The sequence below is a fragment of the Microbacterium hibisci genome, assembly GCF_015278255.1.
Classification (GTDB): domain Bacteria; phylum Actinomycetota; class Actinomycetes; order Actinomycetales; family Microbacteriaceae; genus Microbacterium; species Microbacterium hibisci.
The window spans coordinates 1-18,094 of the sequence record NZ_JADIJC010000010.1 but is presented as its reverse complement, the minus strand read 5'-3'; the positions used below and the strand labels follow the sequence as shown (position 1 = coordinate 18,094).

Sequence of the window (18,094 nt, the reverse complement as noted above, 5' to 3'; positions counted from 1 at the left end):
GCGGGGCGACGGATGCCGCGACCCGGCGCGTCTGGTTGGGTGTACCCATGACGGACGTACTGGTGCTGGGCGGGACGGGCTGGCTGAGCGGGCGCATCGCGGAGCGGTGGGCGGATGCCGCGGCATCCGTCTCCTGCCTCGCGCGGGGCGGCAGGGAGGCTCCGTACGGGACCACGCTCGTCGTCGGCGACCGGAACGATCCCGGCGCCTATGACGAGGTCGCGCGGCGTGATTGGGACGAGGTCGTCGACATCTCGTCGAACCCCGTCCACGTCGCGGCGGCGGTGGACGCACTCGCGAGGCGCGCGAAGCACTGGACGTACATCTCCACGGTCTCGGTCTACGCGTCGAACGACGAGCCCGGGGCGGACGAGTCGGCCGACCTGCTCGCACCCGCCGGCGCCGACGAGGAAGACGACTACGGCCGGGCGAAGGTCAGGGCCGAGGCATCCGTCCGCGCCGCACTCGGCCATCGCGCGGCCGTCGTGCGTCCGGGACTCATCGTCGGCCCGGGCGATCCCACCGACCGGTTCGGCTACTGGGTCGGCCGCTTCGCGCTCGCCGGCGGCGAGGAGGTGCTCGTCCCCGCCACGACCGGTCGCGGGGCCCAGGTCATCGACGTCGACGACCTCGCGGACTTCGTCCAGGCGATCGGTCGCGAGCGCTGGACGGGCGTGGTCAACGCGGTGGGCGACCCGGTAGACCTCGACCGCGTGTTCGCCGACGCGCGAGAGGCCGCCGCACACACCGGCGCACTCGTCCCCGCGGCCGATGCGTGGCTCGAAGAGCACGAGGTGGCCTACTGGATGGGTCCGCGATCCCTTCCGCTGTGGCTTCCCGCGGGCATGCCCGGCTTCTGGACCCGGTCGAACGCGGCGTACCGGCTGCTCGGCGGCCGGCTCCGTCCGCTCCGCGACACCCTCGAGCGCACGCTGGCCGACGAGCGCGAGCGCGGCCTCGAGCGCGAGCGTCGCGCCGGACTCTCCCGGCCCGACGAGCTCGCCCTGCTGCACGAGCTCCAGGCGTGACTCCGGCCCGACCGAGTGACGCCGACATGACCCTCGATTTGCGGATGCCGCGGACCGGCCGCTATCGTCGGCGCATGCCTTCGGCGACCCAGGGACTCCCGACGCTCCTTCCGAGCGTCGCTCCCGCGCGCCGACGCCGTCTGGGCCTGCGCCGACTCTAGGCGACCCCGTACGCCGTCCTGTCATGGACGTCTGCGAGCGGGCGTCGCCGTCTGTAGCCCCCGCACCCAGACTCTAAGGTGGAATCCATGACATATTCGGTCGCCGTCTCCGGCGCATCCGGCTATGCGGGCGGCGAGATCCTGCGGATCCTCGCCGCGCATCCCGACGTCGAGATCCGCACCGTGACCGCGCACTCCAACGCGGGACAGCCGCTCATCCAGCACCAGCCCCACCTGCGCTCGCTCGCGCACCTGACCCTTTCCGAGACCTCTCCCGAGGTGCTCGCAGGTCACGACATCGTCTTCCTGGCGCTCCCGCACGGTCAGTCCGGGCAGTACACCGACGCCCTCGGCGACACGCCCCTCGTCATCGACGCGGGCGCCGACCACCGCCTCACGACGCAGGCGGAGTGGGACCGCTTCTACGGCGGCGACTTCCACGAGCCGTGGGCGTACGGCGTCCCGGAGCTCGCGGTCGACGGCGGCAAGCAGCGCGACCGCCTCGTCGGCGCGAACCGGATCGCCGCCCCCGGATGCAACGCCTCCACGGTGAGCCTGAGCCTCGCCCCGGGCGTCGCCGCAGGGGTCATCGACCCGTCCGACATCGTGACGATGCTCGCGGTCGGGCCGTCGGGAGCTGGCAAGAGCCTCAAGACGAACCTTCTCGCCAGTGAGATCCTCGGCACCGCCAACCCGTACGCCGTCGGCGGCACGCACCGCCACATCCCCGAGATCGCGCAGGCGCTCCGGGGCGCGGGGGCCGGCGGGCGGATCGGCATCTCCTTCACGCCCGTGCTGGTGCCGATGGCCCGGGGCATCCTCGCGACCTCGACGGCGCCCATCGCGCCCGGCGCGACCGACGAGCAGATCCGGGCCGCGTGGGAGTCCGCGTACGGCGACGAGACGTTCGTGCAGCTGCTGCCGGCGGGTCAGTTCCCGCGCACGGCCGACGTGATCGGTGCGAACACCGCGCTGATGGGCCTCGCGATCGACCGTGACGCGAACCGCGTGACCGTCGTCACCGCCGTCGACAACCTCGTCAAGGGCACGGCCGGAGCGGCCGTGCAGTCCATGAACATCGCGCTGGGCCTGCCCGAGGGCACCGCGCTCACCGTGAACGGAGTCGCGCCGTGAGCGTCACCGCGCCCCAGGGATTCGAGGCGGCGGGCGTCGCCGTGGGACTGAAGTCGACCGGCAAGCCCGATGTCGCCGTCGTGGTCAACCGCGGGCCCCTCAAGGTGGGCGCCGCGGTCTTCACGAGCAACCGTGCCAAGGCCAACCCCATCATCTGGTCGCAGCAGGTCATCCAGGACGGCACCGTCGAGGCGGTCGTGCTGAACTCCGGCGGTGCCAACTGCTTCACGGGTTCGTTCGGCTTCCAGACCACGCACCAGACCGCCGAGAAGGCCGCCGAGCTGCTCGGCGTGAGTGCCGGAGACATCCTCGTGTGCTCGACCGGCCTGATCGGCACCGGAGACGAGGTCTTCCGCGCCAAGGTGCTCGCCGGCACCGAGCAGGGCATCGCCGAGCTCTCGGCGGACGGCGGCGAGGCGGCATCCCTCGCCATCATGACCACCGATTCGCGGCCGAAGCGCTCGGTCGTGCGTCGCGACGGCTGGTCGATCGGCGGCATGGCGAAGGGCGCCGGGATGCTGGCGCCAGGTCTCGCGACCATGCTCGTGGTGATCACGACCGACGCCGTGCTCGATGCGGCACAGGCCGACGCCGCGCTGCGCCAGGCGACCGGACGCACGTTCGACCGGCTCGACTCGGACGGCTGCATGTCGACCAACGACCAGGTGACGCTGCTCGTCAGCGGCGCCTCGGGCGTGACGCCCGACGCAGAGGAGTTCGCCGCCGCGCTCGCCGAGGTCAGCCAGGATCTCGCGAAGCAGCTGCAGGGTGACGCCGAGGGCGCGAGCCACGACATCTCGATCCGGGTGGTGAACGCGGCCTCCGAGGCCGAGGCGGTCGAGGTCGGCCGCTCGGTCGCCCGCAACAACCTCTTCAAGGCCGCGATCTTCGGCAACGACCCGAACTGGGGCCGCGTGCTCGCCGCGATCGGCACGACCGGTGCCGCCTTCGACCCGTACGACGTCGACGTGTGGATGAACGGTGTGCGGGTCTGTTCGCACGGCGGCCCCGACGCGCCGCGGGAGGAGGTCGACCTCACGCCGCGCGCGACCGACCTCGTCATCGACCTCAAGGTCGGCGCGGCGACGGCGACGATCCTCACCAACGACCTGACCCACGACTACGTCCACGAGAACAGCGCCTACTCCTCATGACCGACCTGCAAGAGACCGATCCCGACGCAGCCAGCGCCCGCGCGGTGACGCTGATCGAGTCGCTGCCGTGGCTCAAGCGCTTCCGCGACCAGATCGTCGTCGTCAAGTACGGCGGCAACGCGATGGTGAGCGAAGAGCTTCAGGATGCGTTCGCCGCCGACATCGCCTACCTCCGCTACGTGGGCGTGAAGCCCGTCGTGGTGCACGGCGGCGGTCCCCAGATCTCGTCGATGCTCGACCGCCTCGCCATCCCCAGCGAGTTCAAGGGCGGCTATCGCGTCACCTCGACCGAGGCGATCTCGGTGGTGCGCATGGTGCTCACGGGGCAGATCAACCCGCAGCTGGTGTCGAAGATCAATGCCCACGGACCCGTGGCCACGGGACTGAGCGGCGAGGACGCGGGCCTCTTCGGCGGCCGCCGCCGCGGGGTGGTCATCGAGGGCGTCGAGCACGACCTCGGCCGTGTGGGCGACGTCGTCCAGGTCGATCCGCAGCCCGTGCTCGATCAGATCGAGGCCGGGCGCATCCCCGTCGTCTCGAGCATCGCGCCCGACCTCGACCACCCGGGGCACTCGCTGAACGTGAACGCGGATGCCGCGGCATCCGCTCTCGCCGTCGCGCTGGGTGCCGCGAAGCTCGTGGTCCTGACGGACGTCGCCGGCCTCTACGCAGACTGGCCCAACCGCGACTCGCTCGTGTCGCACCTGACGTCGACCGAGCTGAAGGCGATGCTGCCCACGCTCGAGTCGGGCATGATCCCGAAGATGGCGGCGTGCCTCGAGGCCGTCGAGGGCGGCGTCGAGACGGCCGCGATCATCGACGGGCGGGTGCCGCACTCGGTGCTCGTGGAGATCTTCACCAGCAAGGGAATCGGAACAGAGGTGGTGCTCGGATGACGTGGCAGGACGATGCGGGGCGCGACCTCGTCAAGAGCTTCGGCGCTCGCATGCAGATGTTCGTGCGGGGCGAAGGCTCCTACCTGTGGGACGCCGACGGCAAGCGCTACCTCGACTTCCTCGCGGGCATCGCGGTCGACTCGCTCGGTCACGCCCACCCGGTGTTCGTCGACGCGATCGCGACCCAGGCGGCGACCCTGTCGCACGTGTCGAACTACTTCGCCACGCCGCCGCAGCTCGCGCTGGCTGCCACGCTCAAGCGCATCGCCGGCACCGGCGACAGCGGGCGGGTCTACTTCGGCAACTCCGGGGCCGAGGCCAACGAGGCGGCGTTCAAGCTCGCCCGCCTGCACGGCGGAGCCGAGCGGCCGCGCATCCTCGCGCTCACCGACGCCTTCCACGGCCGCACCATGGGCACGCTCGCGCTCACGGGCAAGCCGTACATGCAGGAGCCGTTCCTCCCGATGACGCCGGGCGTCGAGTTCATCGACTCGACGGTCGAAGCGCTCGAGGCCGCGATCGACGACCGCGTGGCCGCCCTGTTCGTCGAGCCCGTCAAGGGCGAGGCGGGGGTGCTGCCGCTGCCCGAGGGCTACCTCGCCGCCGCGCGCGAGATCACCGAGCGCCACGGCGCGCTGCTCATCATCGACGAGATCCAGACCGGCGCCGGGCGCACGGGGGAGTGGTTCGCCTTCCAGCACGAGGGAATCACCCCCGACGCGATCACGGTGGCCAAGGGCATCGGCGGCGGGTTCCCGATCGGCGCCCTCATCACGTTCGGTGCCGCCAGCGAGCTCTTCTACCCGGGCACGCACGGCTCGACCTTCGGCGGCAACGCCCTCGGCACGGCCGTCGCGGGCGCCGTCCTCGGCGAGATCGAGCGGGCGGACCTCGTCCGCAACGCGGCCGAGCGTGGTGCGCAGCTGCGCCAGGCGATCGAGGCGATCGACTCGGATCTCATCACCGGGTGCCGCGGCGCGGGGCTCCTGATCGGCGTGGGGCTGCGACATCCAGTCGCCAAGGCGCTCGTCGCGGCCGCGCAGGAGCACGGTATCGTGATCAACGCGCCGAACGACGAGACGATCCGCCTGGTGCCCGCCCTCACGATCGGAGACGTCGAGATCGACGAGTTCATCGAGCTGTTCACTGCTTCGCTGCGCACGGTCGAGGACGCCCTCGTCCTCGATGCTTCGACGGGGCTCAGCACGAGCACGGAGGTTCCCGCATGACCCGCCACCTGCTGCGCGACGACGATCTGACGCAGGCCGAGCAGGACGAGATCCTCGACCTCGCGGTCGCGCTCAAGAAGGACCGCTGGAAGCTCAAGCCCCTCGAGGGTCCGCAGACCGTCGCGGTGATCTTCGACAAGTCGTCGACCCGCACGCGCGTCTCGTTCGCGGTCGGCATCGCCGACCTCGGCGGCTCGCCGCTGATCATCTCGACCGCCAACAGCCAGCTGGGCGGCAAGGAGACACCCGCCGACACCGCACGGGTGCTCGAGCGTCAGGTCGCTGCAATCGTGTGGCGCACGTACACGCAGGCGGGACTGGAGCAGATGGCCGAGGGCACCCGGGTGCCGGTCGTCAACGCGCTGAGCGACGACTTCCACCCCTGCCAGCTGCTCGCCGATCTGCTCACGATCAAGGAGCACAAGGGCGAGCTCGCCGGCCTCACGCTGGCGTTCTTTGGCGACGGCAAGTCGAACATGGCGCACTCGTACGTGCTGGCGGGCGTCACCGCCGGCATGCACGTGCGGGTGGCGTCGCCGGAGGCGTACGCGCCGCGCGACGACGTGATCGCCGACGCCGACCGCCGCGCCGCAGAGACCGGCGGCTCCGTCACCCTGTACACCGACCCCAACGAGGCGGCGGCCGGCGCCGACGTCATCGTGACGGACACCTGGGTGTCGATGGGCAAGGAGGAGGAGAAGCTCGAGCGCCTCCGCGACCTGGGCCAGTACAAGGTCACGCAAGAGCTCATGGCGCTGGCACAGGGCGACGCGATCTTCATCCACTGCCTTCCCGCGGACCGCGGCTACGAGGTCGACGCCGAGGTGATCGACGGCCCGCAGAGCGTCGTCTGGGACGAGGCCGAGAACCGGCTCCACGCCCAGAAGGCGCTGCTGGTCTGGCTGCTCCGTCAGGACTGAGCGCCGGACGGCCTCGGCGGTGAGCGAACGCGGCGCGACGACGAGCCCGGCGATGCGACGCGACGGCTGGTTCGCGTCGCGCTGGCACCGCCTGAACCGGGCGCCGCGCATCACCGGCGTGGACCTCGCCCGCGGGCTCGCGGTGATCGGCATGTTCGCCGCGCATCTGCTGGTCATCTCCGATGATCTCGACATCAGCGACCCCGGCACGTGGGTCGCCGTCGTCGACGGCCGGTCGTCGATCCTGTTCGCCACGCTCGCGGGCGTCTCGATCGGACTGATGACGGGAGGCCGGACGCCGCTGCCGCCGGCCGACATGGCGACGGCGCGGGGCCGTCTCGCCGTCCGGGCGCTCCTGCTGTGGGGGATCGGCGGACTGCTGATCGCGACGAAGGTGCCGGTCTTCGTGATCCTCCCGGCCTACGCGCTGCTCTTCCTCATCGCCTTGCCGCTGACGGCGCTGGGAGCGCGCGCGCTCCTGACGCTCGCGGCGGTGCTGGCGGTGACGATGCCGTTCGTCCAGGTGTGGCTCGACGTCCTGCCCCTCTGGACCTCGCCCTGGGGTGCCCACCTGTCGACGGCCATCGGCTGGCACTACCCCTTCACCACCTGGATCGCCTTCGTCGTCGCGGGGCTCGGCGTGGCGCGCGCCGACATCACGCGGTGGCCCGTGCAGTGGTACCTGGTCGCGGTAGGCATGATGCTCGCGGCGCTCGGATACGGAGCGGATGCCGCGACCGGCGCCTCGCCCGCGGAGCAGGCCACGTCGTACCTCGGGGCGGTGTGGACCGCGCGGCCGCACTCCACGGGCTTGCTCGAAGTGGTCGGCTCGGGCGGCTTCGCGCTGCTCGTGCTGGGAGCGTCGCTGCTGCTGTGCCGCACGGCGCTGGTCTGGGTCGTCCTGCCGCTGCGGGCCGTCGGCGCGATGCCGCTCACGGCATACACGCTGCAGCTGGTGGTGTGGGCGCTCGTCGCGCTCGTCTCACTCGACCGGGTGCGCGACCTCAGCGGATTCCGCGCGCTGGAGCCCTTCTGGGGCTTCACGGTGGGGACGATCCTGTTCTGCTCCGCCTGGGCGCTCCTCGTGGGTCGTGGCCCGCTCGAGACCGCGATCGACACGGCGTCGCGCTTGGCGGTGCCCGACGACGCCGGCTTGCCCGCCCCACCCGTGAGGTGACGGATGCCGCGACCGCCGCGGCGCGGTCACAGCGTCCGTGTGCGCGGCGGGGCGTCGGTAGGCTTGTCGGGTGAGTGAATCGAAGGGCGACGGCACCAACGAAGGCGCACTGTGGGGAGCCCGTTTCGCGACGGGGCCGTCCCCGGAGCTGGCCGAACTGAGCCGATCGACGCACTTCGACTGGGATCTCGCGCTGTACGACATCGCCGGGTCGCACGCGCACGCGAAGGCGCTCGCCGCGGCAGGGTATCTGAGCGACGACGAAGAACGTGCGATGCATGACGGCCTGGACGAGCTGGCGCGGGGGGTGACCGATGGCACGCTCCTGCCCTCGGCCTCCGACGAGGACGTCCATGGCGCACTCGAGCAGGCGCTGATCGGCGTCGTCGGCGCGGAGCTCGGCGGCAAGCTGCGCGCCGGGCGCAGCCGCAACGACCAGATCGCGACGCTCGTGCGCATGTACCTGCTCGACCACTCGCGCACCATCTCACGCGAGATCCTGCGTCTCGTCGATGCGCTCGTCGCGCAGGCCGAAGCCCACCCCGACGCCATCATGCCGGGCCGCACGCACCTGCAGCACGCGCAGCCCGTCCTGCTCGCGCACCATCTGCAGGCGCACGCCTGGCCGCTGGTGCGCGACCTCGAGAGGCTCCGCGACTGGTCGGCCCGCGCGGCCGTCTCGCCGTACGGCGGAGGCGCCCTTGCCGGCTCGACGCTCGGCCTCGACCCCCAGCTGGTCGCGCGTGAGCTCGGGCTCGATCGCCCCGCCGAGAACTCGCTCGACGGGACCGCGGCGCGCGACGTCGTCGCCGAGTTCGCCTTCATCACCGCGATGATCGGCATCGACGTCTCGCGGTTCGCCGAAGAGATCATCCTCTGGAACACCCGCGAGTTCGGGTTCGTGACGCTCGACGACGGCTATTCGACCGGTTCGAGCATCATGCCTCAGAAGAAGAACCCCGATATCGCCGAGCTGGCTCGCGGCAAGTCGGGGCGGCTCATCGGCAACCTGACGGGACTGCTCGCGACGCTCAAGGCACTGCCCCTGGCGTACAACCGCGATCTGCAGGAGGACAAGGAGCCGGTCTTCGACTCGGTGCGCACGCTCGAGACGGTGCTCCCGGCGTTCGCCGGCATGGTCGCCACGATGCGGTTCCACACCGAGCGCATGGCGGCGCTCGCCCCGCAAGGGTTCTCCCTCGCGACCGACGTCGCCGAGTGGCTCGTCAAGCGCGGCGTGCCGTTCCGCGACGCGCACGAGATCTCCGGACTCCTCGTCCGTGTGTGCGAGGAGAGCGGCATCGAGCTGCACGACGTGTCGGATGAGCAGCTGGTGTCCGTCTCGGCGCACCTCACCCCCGAGGTCCGCGAGGTGCTGAGCGTCGAGGGCTCGGTCGCGAGCCGCGCGGGTGTCGGCGGCACGGCGCCGGTGCGCGTCGCCGAGCAGCGCACGGAGCTCATCGAGCGCGTGCAGGCGGCCGCGCACGCGCTGGGCCTGTAGCGGCCCCTCCGTCGTTCAGACCGCAGCTGCGGTCACCAGATCGCGAGACGCACGAGCCCCGCGACGATGCACGCCCACAGCAGGCTCGCGAGGGTGCCGATGATGAAGCGCTCGCGCGCCTCCGCGGCGGCCAGCTCGGAGAAGCGGCCGATGCCCTTGAGAGCGACGATGACGGCGATCGCCTCGGGGAAGCCCGCGATGACCCCGAGGGCCACCGCGACGCGCTCGAGATAGCCGATGGTGGTGCCGCCGCGCATGATCTCGCGCACCGGCTCGTCGCCGGCGGCGACCCCGGGGGATGACGGTGCGCGCAGCAGGATGCCGCCGTTGTCGCCCTCCTCCACGCGCCCGTGACTGGCGACGTCGAGCACGCGGCGGGTGACGGGGTTCCCGCCCAGCACGGCGAGTGCGGTGCCGAGGAGTGCGATGGCCAGGCCCACTAGCAGCGGCACGTTGAAGGGCGACACCGTCACGACGATCAGGCAGAGCACGACCAGCACGCCGGCGACGATCAGCGGGACGTCCGCCGGCTTGCGAAAACTGATCACCACGAGCACGAGCGCTCCGCACAGCGCGAGGAACAGGAAGATCGAGAGCGCGGCGACGAGCAGCACGTCGGGGGAGACCATGGCGTCAGTCTGGCACGGACCCGCGACGTGACCGGGTCGCGGCATCCGCCCGTCGTCCATCCCGTCTTCGCACCGCCGCGCGCCGACGATCTGCGTGATGGACCCGCGGGCGCTGCTGCTGTCAGTCGTCTGCGGGGCGCGTGTCCGCGGCGGCGTCGAGACGCGTGAGCAGGCGAACGAGCGCCGGCGCTGCGGCCTCCTCCACGCGCAGGCCCGCGGCCTTGGCGCGCAGGCTGACGGCACCCTCCGAGATGCCGAGCAGGTCGGCGACCTCCCGCTGGCTCCGGCCGTCGGCGAGCAGGTCGTACACCTCCCAGCCCTCGGCGCTGCGGCGATCGCGCAGGTCGACCAGAAGCCGCACCAGCGCTTCGGCGTCGGGGTCGTCTCCCGGCGCGGTGATCGCCAAGCGCGTCGACGCCCGTTTGGCGCGGTCGACAGCGTCGCGGGCGTTGAGGAAGGCCTCGCCGCGTGCAGCGCGCACACTGTCGGGGAGCGGTGTCTCCACCGTGCCGATGCCGACCCCCACGCTCCACTGGCGGGATCGCGTGAGATCGAGCACGATCGCGAGGACCGCGGCGGGATCGGCCAGGGCCACCTGCATCTCGTCGCCGGCTGTGCGTTCGGGAGCGAGGGCGAGCCGGCGCGCGCCCCGTTCTTCGACGACCTCGAGCGCGGTGGGGACGAGGTCGGCGCTCACCCGGCTGTCTCGTTGGTCGGCGGTGATGACGAACACGTGGTGGATCCTTTATGCAGAGGGCTGAACCATCGCTAGTTTAGCGCAGAGGCTTCATTGACATAAGTCCTCGGGCTTAAACGACCATCAGATTAGCCTGCATACTCAATCTGCGAGCGGCGGAGCGACCAGGGATGCCGGCTCGGGCTGCGCGAGCTGGTCGCGGTACCAGGCGAGCTTCTCGTCGAGGCGGGACTGCTGCGCGAGCAGCTCGTCCAGGTCGCGCTGCACGGCGGCCGCGTGCTCCTCGAGCAGCGCGATGCGATCGGGGACGGTCGTGGCGTCGCGGCAGAGCTCGCCGTACCGGCGCAGCCGCTCGATGGGCATGCCCGTCTCGCGCAGGCATTTCAGGAAGCCCAGCGTGCCGAGGTCGGCCTCCGAGTACTGCCGGTGTCCGCCTGCCGATCGCGCGACCGGTGGAAGGATGCCCTCGCGTTCGTAGTAGCGAAGTGTGTCGAGCGAGAAGCCCGAGAGCGCGGCCGCCTCGGCAGGGGTGTACGACGTCATGCGCCGACGATAGTGCTTGACCTGGAGCGGGCTCCAGATTGCACAGTGGTGACATGACCACTTCCACCCCTCCCGCATCCCCGCTCGTCCTCGGCGCCATGATGTTCGGCACGACCGTCGACCAGACGACGTCCTTCGCGCTGCTCGACCGGTTCGTGGAGCGGGGCGGCGTCTGGATCGACACCGCCGACTGCTACAGCTTCTGGGCGAGCGACTCCGGCCTGGGCGGCGACAGTGAGCGCCTGCTCGGCCGCTGGCTCGCAGCGCGACCGGGCATGCGCGATCGCGTCAAGATCGCCACCAAGCTGGGCGCCGAGCCGCTCTGGGCGGGCTCCTGGCCGGAGCGGCGTGCCGGTCTTTCGCGGCGCGCGGTCCGCGACGCGTTCGCCGGGAGCCTCGAGCGGCTCGGCCTCGACTCCGTGGACCTGCTGTGGCTGCATCAGGAAGACCGCGCCGTCCCGATCGAAGAGACGGCGGAAGCGCTCGCCGAGCTGACCGGAGCCGGTCTCACGGGCCGGGTCGGGGCATCCAACCATCCGGCGTGGCGCATCGAGCGCGCGCGAGCGCACGCCCGGGCCATCGGATCGACGCCCATAGACGCGCTGCAGCTCAACGCGACGTATCTGCGTGTGCGGCCGGGGACGCGCCCGCCCGGCGTCGAGCACCGCTTCGGCGTTCTGTCCGAGGAGCAGCGCGACTACGCCGAGACCCACGGTCTGGAGGTGTGGGCGTACACACCGCTGCTCGGGGGCGCGTACGACAACCCCGACAAGACGATCCCCGAGGTGTACGACCACCCCGGCACCGATCGACGCCTCGCCGTGCTCGACGAGGTCGCTGCGGAGCTCGGCGCGACCCGCGGTCAGACGGTGCTCGCCTGGCACGTCGCGCACGGCGTCCGGCCCATGCTCGGCGGCAGCAAGGTGGCGCAGCTCGACGCGGCGATGGACGCCGTCCGCCTTCCGCTCACGGCCGATCAGATCGAGCGCCTGGACGCGCCCGCGTGACGGCGTCGGCGTCCGCGATGACGCCGACGCGGCGGCGCCCCACCGCCGTGCGTGACCACTGGGGCCTCGACCCGCCCCGCGGCGGGTCGAGGCATCCGTCGCTGATAACCTGGCGAGCGTGTCAGAAATCGTCGTGAGCGCGACCGTGCCCGCGATCGACCCCTCGTTCGAGAACGTGTGGGACGAGATCGTGTGGCGTGGGCTCGTGCATGTGTCCACCGATCAGGAGGCGCTGCGCGCCCTTCTCGCCGGGGACCCGATCACGTATTACTGCGGTTTCGATCCGACGGCGCCGAGCCTGCACCTCGGTCACCTCGTGCAGCTGCTGACGATGCGCCGACTGCAGCTGGCCGGCCACAGGCCGCTCGGCCTGGTCGGCGGCTCGACCGGCCTCATCGGCGACCCGCGTCCGACGGCGGAGCGCACCCTCAACACGCCCGAGACGGTGGCGGAATGGGTCGGCCGGCTGCGTGGGCAGGTGCAGCAGTACCTGAGCTTCGAAGGCGACAACGCGGCGCGCCTGGTGAACAACCTCGACTGGACGGCCCCGCTGAGCGCGATCGACTTCCTGCGCGAGATCGGCAAGCACTACCGGGTCGGCACGATGATCAAGAAGGACGCCGTCAGTGCGCGCCTCAACTCCGAAGCGGGCATCAGCTACACCGAGTTCAGCTACCAGATCCTCCAGGGCCTGGACTTCCTCGAGCTGTACCGCCAGTACGGCTGCGTGCTCCAGACCGGCGGCAGCGACCAGTGGGGCAACCTCACCAGCGGAACGGACCTCATCCACCGCGTCGAGGGCGTCTCGGTGCATGCGATCGGCACGCCGCTCATCACGAACAGCGACGGCACCAAGTTCGGCAAGAGCGAGGGCAACGCGATCTGGATCGACGCGGACATGACCAGTCCGTACGCCTTCTACCAGTTCTGGCTCAACACGGACGATGCCGACGTCATCGAGCGGCTGAAGGTCTTCACCTTCCTCACGCGCGACGAGATCGTCGAGTACGAGCGCCTCGTGGCCGAGGAGCCCTTCCGCCGCGCCGCCCAGAAGCGTCTCGCCCTCGAGGTGAACACGATCGTGCACGGGGCGGATGCGACGGCCGCCGTGATCGCGGCATCTGAGGCATTGTTCGGTCAAGGCGATCTCGCTGCGCTCGACGCGACGACACTGCGTCACGCGCTCGAGGAGCTTCCGAACGCCTCGGTCGCCTCCGGGACGAACGTCGTGCAGGCGCTCGTCGACACCGGACTCGTCTCGAGCCTGTCGGAGGCCCGCCGCGCGATCGCGCAGGGCGGTGTGTCTCTCGACGGCGTGAAGGTCGAAGACGACACGGCGACAGTGTCGGGCTCGCTGCCCGGCGGCGTCTCGGTGCTCCGCCGCGGCAAGAAGACCCTGGCCGGCGTCTTCGTCGGCTGACCGGATGGGCGGCGCGGCGACGCGGGCGGGGGAGTGACGGATGCCGTTCACTCCCAGCCACGCCGTCGTCGCGCTGCCCTTCATCCGCACGCCGCTCGTCCCCGCTGCCATCGCGATCGGGGCGATGACGCCCGACCTGCCGCTCTTCGTGCGCGGACTCCCGCTCCACTACGGCATCACCCACACCTTCGCATGGCTGCCGGCGACGATCGTGCTCGCGCTGGCGCTGCTGCTCGTGTGGCGCTGCGTGCTGCGGCCTGCGGCGCGCGAGCTGGCGCCGCGCCGCCTCGCTGAGCGACTGCCGTCCGACTGGGATGCCGGTGCGGGCCCGGCGCTCCGCGAGACGTTGGGGATCGACCCGGCTCCGCCGGGGCGGTTGTCGTGGAGACGGATGCTGCTGCTCGTGCTGTCGCTCGCGCTCGGCGTCGTGAGCCACATCGTGTGGGACCTGTTCACGCACGAGGGGCGCTGGGGCACGACAGCCCTGCCCGCGTTGGACGCCCAGTGGGGTCCGGTGCCCGGGTACAAGTGGCTGCAGCACGGATCGAGCGTGCTCGGACTCGCCATCATCGGGATCTGGATGGTGGCGTGGCTGGCGAGGCGCCGGGGAGCGGCATCCGTCATCCGCGTTCTGCCCGACGCGGTCCGCTGGGTGTGGTGGCTCTCACTGCCCCTGGTGCTGGTCGCCGCATGGGGGTGGGGCCTCGCAGTCTCCGGCGGGCTCGATGACGAGTTCACCGCCGCGCACCTCGGCTACCGCGTCCTCCCGCCGGCGTGCGCGATCTGGGGCGCGGTGACCGTGGCGCTGTGCATCGTGGTGCAGCTGCGGCGCGCGCGCCGGTCCGGGAACCGGTGACCCTGGCGTCCCGGGAACGGATGCCGGTTTCCTGACGGTAGCGGCACCATCCGGGTGCCCCGTCGAAAGGAACGCTCATGCGCACATCGCTGCGGGTGGCGGGTTGGGGAACCCTGGGTTTCGGGATCGCCTTCTTCGCCACCTTCCTGATCAACGCGCTGGTCAACGCCGTGCTCGTGGACTATCCCGAGCACCCGCTGGCATCGGAGATGGCCGCCGATCACTGGGGCGGCGTGCTCTTCCTGGTCACCTGGAGCAGTTGTGGCGCCGCCCTCGGCGTGGCGACCGTCGGACTCGCTTCGGCAGCGCTCCGTCCCGGCGGCGCGCCCGCCCGCATCTCCGCCGTCTTCGGCACGATCGCGACAGCGGGGTGGCTGATGAGCGGGGCGGCGGGCCTGGCGCAGCGGTCGGCCCTGCTCAACGACGGGATCGCCGCCGAGGCCGCGGCACCAGCGGTGGAGCGGGCAGTGGTCGCCGGACTCTTCATCGGCGTCCACACCGGTGGCGTGCTGTTCGCCACAGCGGCCGTGCCGTGGCTGGCGGTCGCTGCGGTGGGGGCCGCGCGCCGCATCTCGAAGACGGTCTCGGTGCTGCTGTGGATCGCCGCGCTCGCGTCTTTCGCGGGTTTCGTGGTCCTCGGCGCCCAGTACGGGTTCCTGATCGTGATGGCCGTCTTCGTCTTCGTCGGGGTGATTCTGCTCCGCCGGGCACGCCGGACGGTCGACGCAGGGGGGACTGCGCCGCCTGTCGGGGCGGCAGCCGTTGGGGCATGATGACGCCATGGACCTCGCCGTCGCCATCCTGGTTCAGGTGGTGAACTGGCCGCTCGCCGCGCTGGTCGCGTGGCGGGCGGCATTCCGCCGAGTCCCCGCTGTGGTGGGCGCAGCGGTGGTGGTCCTGCTCGCCGCCGCGGCGATCGCCGCCTGGGATCCGCTGGCCGCGGGGCCGTTCTCCCGCGTGGCGGTGGCGTTCGTGCAGATGAGCGTGGTCGTGCTGCTCGCGCTGTACCCGGACGGACGACCGGTGCCGCGCTGGATCCTGATTCCGGCGACCGCCGAGATCGCGATCCAGCTCGGCAATCTCATCGCCGGCCTCCGGTGGGAGGAGCAGGCATGGTGGCCTGCGCATTACCTCGTGACCTGGGGATTGCTCCTGTTCGGCGGACAGCTGTACCGCTTCCTCTCGCGCTCTTCGGTCGACGGCCGCGAGCGGGTGCAGTGGCCGCTGCTCGGGCTCCTCGTGATGGTCATCTCATTCGTCCTGTGGTCGATCGCCGCGGTCGCGGGCGTCGCGGCGTTCGACGCGACGTGGTTCGCGAACCTCCTGCTGGCGATCCCGGCGCCCGCGTTCGCCGTCGGACTCCTCGCACCGCGGATGGCGCGGGTGGACCAGCTGCTGCGCCTCGTGCTGCACGGCGGACTCTGGGCGGTCTCCGTCGCGATCGTCGCCTGGGCCGCCGCCGTGGCGACGGTCGCCATGCCGCCTGTTCCGCGCGCGTGGACGACGGCGGTGGTGACGGCCATCGCCGCCGTCCCGGCGGCCTACGGCGCTCGACGGCTGGCAGACCTCGTGGTCTACGGCCGGCGCGCCGATGCGCTGCGGACCTTGGACGAGCTCGGCGGGCGGCTGGAAGCATCGGCTGATCCGCGCGAGGTGCCCGCCGAAATCGTGGCCACCGTCACAGACGCCTGGGGGCTCGCGGGCGCTGCGCTCCGCGGTGATCCGCTCCTCGCGGCTACCGCGGGGGAGCTCGGCACGGTGGCGGACGAGATCGCCGCCTTCCCCATCCGCTATCAGGGTGACCTTCTCGCGACCCTCGAGGTGGCGCCTCGTCGAGGCGACCGGCAGCTCACGGCCCAGGATCGCGCAGTGATCGAGCAGATCTGCCGACAGGCCGCCCCGGCCCTGCATGGGGCACGCGTCATGGGGGAACTGATCGATGCCCGGACGCGCGTCGTGCACGCCCGCGAGGAGGAGCGCAAGCGACTGCGGCGCGACCTGCACGACGAGCTGGCGCCGACGTTCGCCGGTCTGGGGCTCTCGGCAGCGGCGGTGCAGACGCTCACGCGCGCGGGCGATGAACGGGCGACGGATGCCGCGGCCACCCTCGTCGAGGGGCTCCGCTCCGCGACGCGCCAGCTGCGCGACGTCGCGTACGACCTGCGTCCGCCGGTGCTCGATGACCGCGGACTCATCGCGGCGATCGAAGAACGGGTCGCGACGGAGGAGGGAAGTCCGAGCGTCCGGCTGGAGGCGCCGCCGTCGCGTGTGGAGCTGCCCGCCGCGGTGGAGCTCGCCGCTCTCCGCATCGTGCAGGAGGCCGTCATGAACGTCCGACGGCACGCGGCGGCCACTCGGTGCGTCGTCCGGATCGAGCTCGACGCGACGCACCTCGCCGTATCAGTGGCGGACGATGGCCGCGGCTTTCCGGCACACCTCCGCGAAGGGCTCGGCATGCGGTCCATGAGGGAACGGACCGAGGAGCTGGGTGGTTCGCTGCAGATCCTCGATGCGGATGAGGGCGGGACGATCGTCGCGGTGAGGCTGCCGCGGCGCAGCGTCCCCAGCGTCGGTGCGCCGACCCCGGGCGAAGGATCGGTGGCGGTCCCATGATCCGCGTACTCGTCGTCGACGATCATCCGGTGTATCGACGGGGTCTGGGCACCCTCCTCGAAGCCTCGGGCTACGACGTCGTCGGCGAGGTCGGCAGTGCGGCCGAGGCGATCGCCTGGGCACGCCGGACGTGCCCGGACGCGGTGCTGATGGACCTCGGTCTGCCCGACGGCTCGGGCATCGACGCGACCGCGCGCATCGTGGGCGAGCGCCCCGCCACGAGGATCATCGTCGTGACGATGTTCGACGACGACGGGTCGGTCCGCCGAGCACTCGCCGCCGGGGCAGCCGGCTACGTCGTGAAGGACGCGGCGCCGTCCGAGATCCTCGCTGCGCTCGCCGCCGCGCTCGAGGGGGCGACGGTGATCGGGTCGGGGGTCGCGCGAGCGTCGGATGCCGCGATCCGCGAGAGTCCTGCCTCCGAAGCACTGGGACTCACGGTTCGCGAACGAGAGGTCCTCAGCCTGGTGGCGCGAGGCCTGACGAACCGCCAGGTGGCGGAGCGGCTCGGCGTGGCGGGCAAGACTGTGGCGAACGTCGTCTCGGTGCTGCTGGCGAAGTGCGCGGTCGCCGACCGCGTGGAGCTCGCGGCCGTAGCGCGCACCCTCGACGGGTGAAATCGGCGCGCACCGCAGGGGTGCTTCTCGATGCCAGGGGGGTGCCCGTCGCCGCGGAAGCGGCGGGCCACTCCACTTCCGCGTGATTCCGGGGGTGGTGGGGTGCGACACGCCCGGGATGTGGGGTGGATTCGACGGTGGGGTGGTTTCGGCGTAATGTTCTTGTTGTTCGCCCCAAAGGGTAGAGCGGAAGACCGGAAGGTCTGGCTCCCCTCAAGCAGCGAACCACCTCCAACACACTGGATCCGTTCTTCGGATCGTCCGCTCGTCGGACACGTGGGGGACTTGCTCGAAGAGCTCCGGTCGATTTGACGGGATCGCTTCGGCGAGATAAGATAGTGAAGTTGCCCAGCCGGGGCGCGGATCGCGAGATCCGATGCTGGCTGGTGCGTCCGATCTTTGAGAACTCAACAGCGTGCACTTGTCAAATGCCAATTTTTTTCTCTGTCGACCACGTTTGTGGTTGGTGGGGGTCTTTTTTGGATCAATTCATGGATGTCAGTTTGATATTC

17 protein-coding genes are annotated in these 18,094 nt (G+C 71.1%); 14 read left to right on the top strand and 3 right to left on the bottom strand.

Annotated elements, in window-relative coordinates; translation table 11 throughout:
* The first annotated feature begins 47 nt into the window (after positions 1–47).
* From IM770_RS15995 to argH, 8 genes are all read left to right on the top strand, one after another.
* Positions 48–1,028: an NAD-dependent epimerase/dehydratase family protein gene (locus tag IM770_RS15995; protein WP_203582160.1), complete on the top strand. Its 981-nt coding sequence runs from the start codon at positions 48–50 to the stop codon at positions 1,026–1,028.
* Between the two features lie 248 nt (positions 1,029–1,276).
* Complete coding sequence (gene argC / locus IM770_RS15990) at positions 1,277–2,323, top strand: N-acetyl-gamma-glutamyl-phosphate reductase (protein ID WP_203582159.1); 1,047 nt, start codon at positions 1,277–1,279, stop codon at positions 2,321–2,323.
* Positions 2,320–3,477, top strand: a complete 1,158-nt coding sequence (argJ, locus tag IM770_RS15985) for a bifunctional glutamate N-acetyltransferase/amino-acid acetyltransferase ArgJ (protein WP_203582158.1) — start codon at positions 2,320–2,322, stop codon at positions 3,475–3,477. The genes argC and argJ overlap by 4 nt, the downstream gene beginning before the upstream one ends.
* Positions 3,474–4,373, top strand: coding sequence for an acetylglutamate kinase (argB, locus tag IM770_RS15980; RefSeq protein ID WP_203582157.1), 900 nt, complete (start codon positions 3,474–3,476; stop codon positions 4,371–4,373). The genes argJ and argB overlap by 4 nt, the downstream gene beginning before the upstream one ends.
* The gene (locus IM770_RS15975) at positions 4,370–5,602 is read left to right on the top strand and encodes an acetylornithine transaminase (protein ID WP_203582156.1); all 1,233 of its coding nucleotides are present in this window, start codon (positions 4,370–4,372) and stop codon (positions 5,600–5,602) included. The genes argB and IM770_RS15975 overlap by 4 nt, the downstream gene beginning before the upstream one ends.
* Positions 5,599–6,522 (top strand): ornithine carbamoyltransferase, encoded by a 924-nt coding sequence (gene argF / locus IM770_RS15970; protein WP_203582155.1) that lies wholly within the window; start codon positions 5,599–5,601, stop codon positions 6,520–6,522. Before IM770_RS15975 ends, argF begins: the two co-directional genes overlap by 4 nt.
* 52 nt (positions 6,523–6,574) lie before the next feature.
* Positions 6,575–7,699, top strand: coding sequence for a heparan-alpha-glucosaminide N-acetyltransferase domain-containing protein (locus IM770_RS15965; RefSeq protein ID WP_203582154.1), 1,125 nt, complete (start codon positions 6,575–6,577; stop codon positions 7,697–7,699).
* A gap of 70 nt (positions 7,700–7,769) precedes the next feature.
* Entirely contained in the window at positions 7,770–9,200 is a 1,431-nt protein-coding gene (gene argH / locus IM770_RS15960) for an argininosuccinate lyase (protein WP_203582153.1), read from the top strand.
* A gap of 32 nt (positions 9,201–9,232) precedes the next feature.
* Here the strand turns inward: argH and IM770_RS15955 are convergent, their stop codons facing one another.
* From IM770_RS15955 to IM770_RS15945, 3 genes are all read right to left on the bottom strand, one after another.
* Positions 9,233–9,829 carry a hypothetical protein gene (locus IM770_RS15955; RefSeq protein WP_203582152.1) on the bottom strand — a complete coding sequence of 199 codons (597 nt, stop codon included), beginning with the start codon at positions 9,827–9,829 and terminating at the stop codon, positions 9,233–9,235.
* A 121-nt stretch (positions 9,830–9,950) separates the two neighbouring features.
* Positions 9,951–10,562: a DNA-binding protein gene (locus IM770_RS15950; protein WP_203582151.1), complete on the bottom strand. Its 612-nt coding sequence runs from the start codon at positions 10,560–10,562 to the stop codon at positions 9,951–9,953.
* A 105-nt stretch (positions 10,563–10,667) separates the two neighbouring features.
* A complete protein-coding gene (locus tag IM770_RS15945) occupies positions 10,668–11,069 on the bottom strand; it encodes a MerR family transcriptional regulator (protein WP_203582150.1) in 402 nt (133 codons plus the stop codon).
* A gap of 53 nt (positions 11,070–11,122) precedes the next feature.
* On the opposite strand from IM770_RS15945, the gene IM770_RS15940 reads away from it, so the two are divergent.
* The 6 genes from IM770_RS15940 (at position 11,123) to IM770_RS15915 (ending at position 17,582) form a co-directional block, all read left to right on the top strand.
* A complete protein-coding gene (locus IM770_RS15940; RefSeq protein ID WP_203582149.1) occupies positions 11,123–12,076 on the top strand; it encodes an aldo/keto reductase in 954 nt (317 codons plus the stop codon).
* Positions 12,077–12,194: 118 nt separating this feature from the next.
* A complete protein-coding gene (gene tyrS / locus IM770_RS15935) occupies positions 12,195–13,496 on the top strand; it encodes a tyrosine--tRNA ligase (RefSeq protein WP_372430698.1) in 1,302 nt (433 codons plus the stop codon).
* A gap of 40 nt (positions 13,497–13,536) precedes the next feature.
* The gene (locus tag IM770_RS15930; protein WP_203582148.1) at positions 13,537–14,352 is read left to right on the top strand and encodes a DUF4184 family protein; all 816 of its coding nucleotides are present in this window, start codon (positions 13,537–13,539) and stop codon (positions 14,350–14,352) included.
* Positions 14,353–14,429: 77 nt separating this feature from the next.
* Positions 14,430–15,125, top strand: a complete 696-nt coding sequence (locus IM770_RS15925; RefSeq protein WP_203582147.1) for a hypothetical protein — start codon at positions 14,430–14,432, stop codon at positions 15,123–15,125.
* A gap of 7 nt (positions 15,126–15,132) precedes the next feature.
* Positions 15,133–16,965, top strand: coding sequence for a sensor histidine kinase (locus tag IM770_RS15920; protein ID WP_203582146.1), 1,833 nt, complete (start codon positions 15,133–15,135; stop codon positions 16,963–16,965).
* Entirely contained in the window at positions 16,962–17,582 is a 621-nt protein-coding gene (locus IM770_RS15915; protein ID WP_203582145.1) for a response regulator, read from the top strand. Before IM770_RS15920 ends, IM770_RS15915 begins: the two co-directional genes overlap by 4 nt.
* Positions 17,583–18,094: the final 512 nt, after the last annotated feature.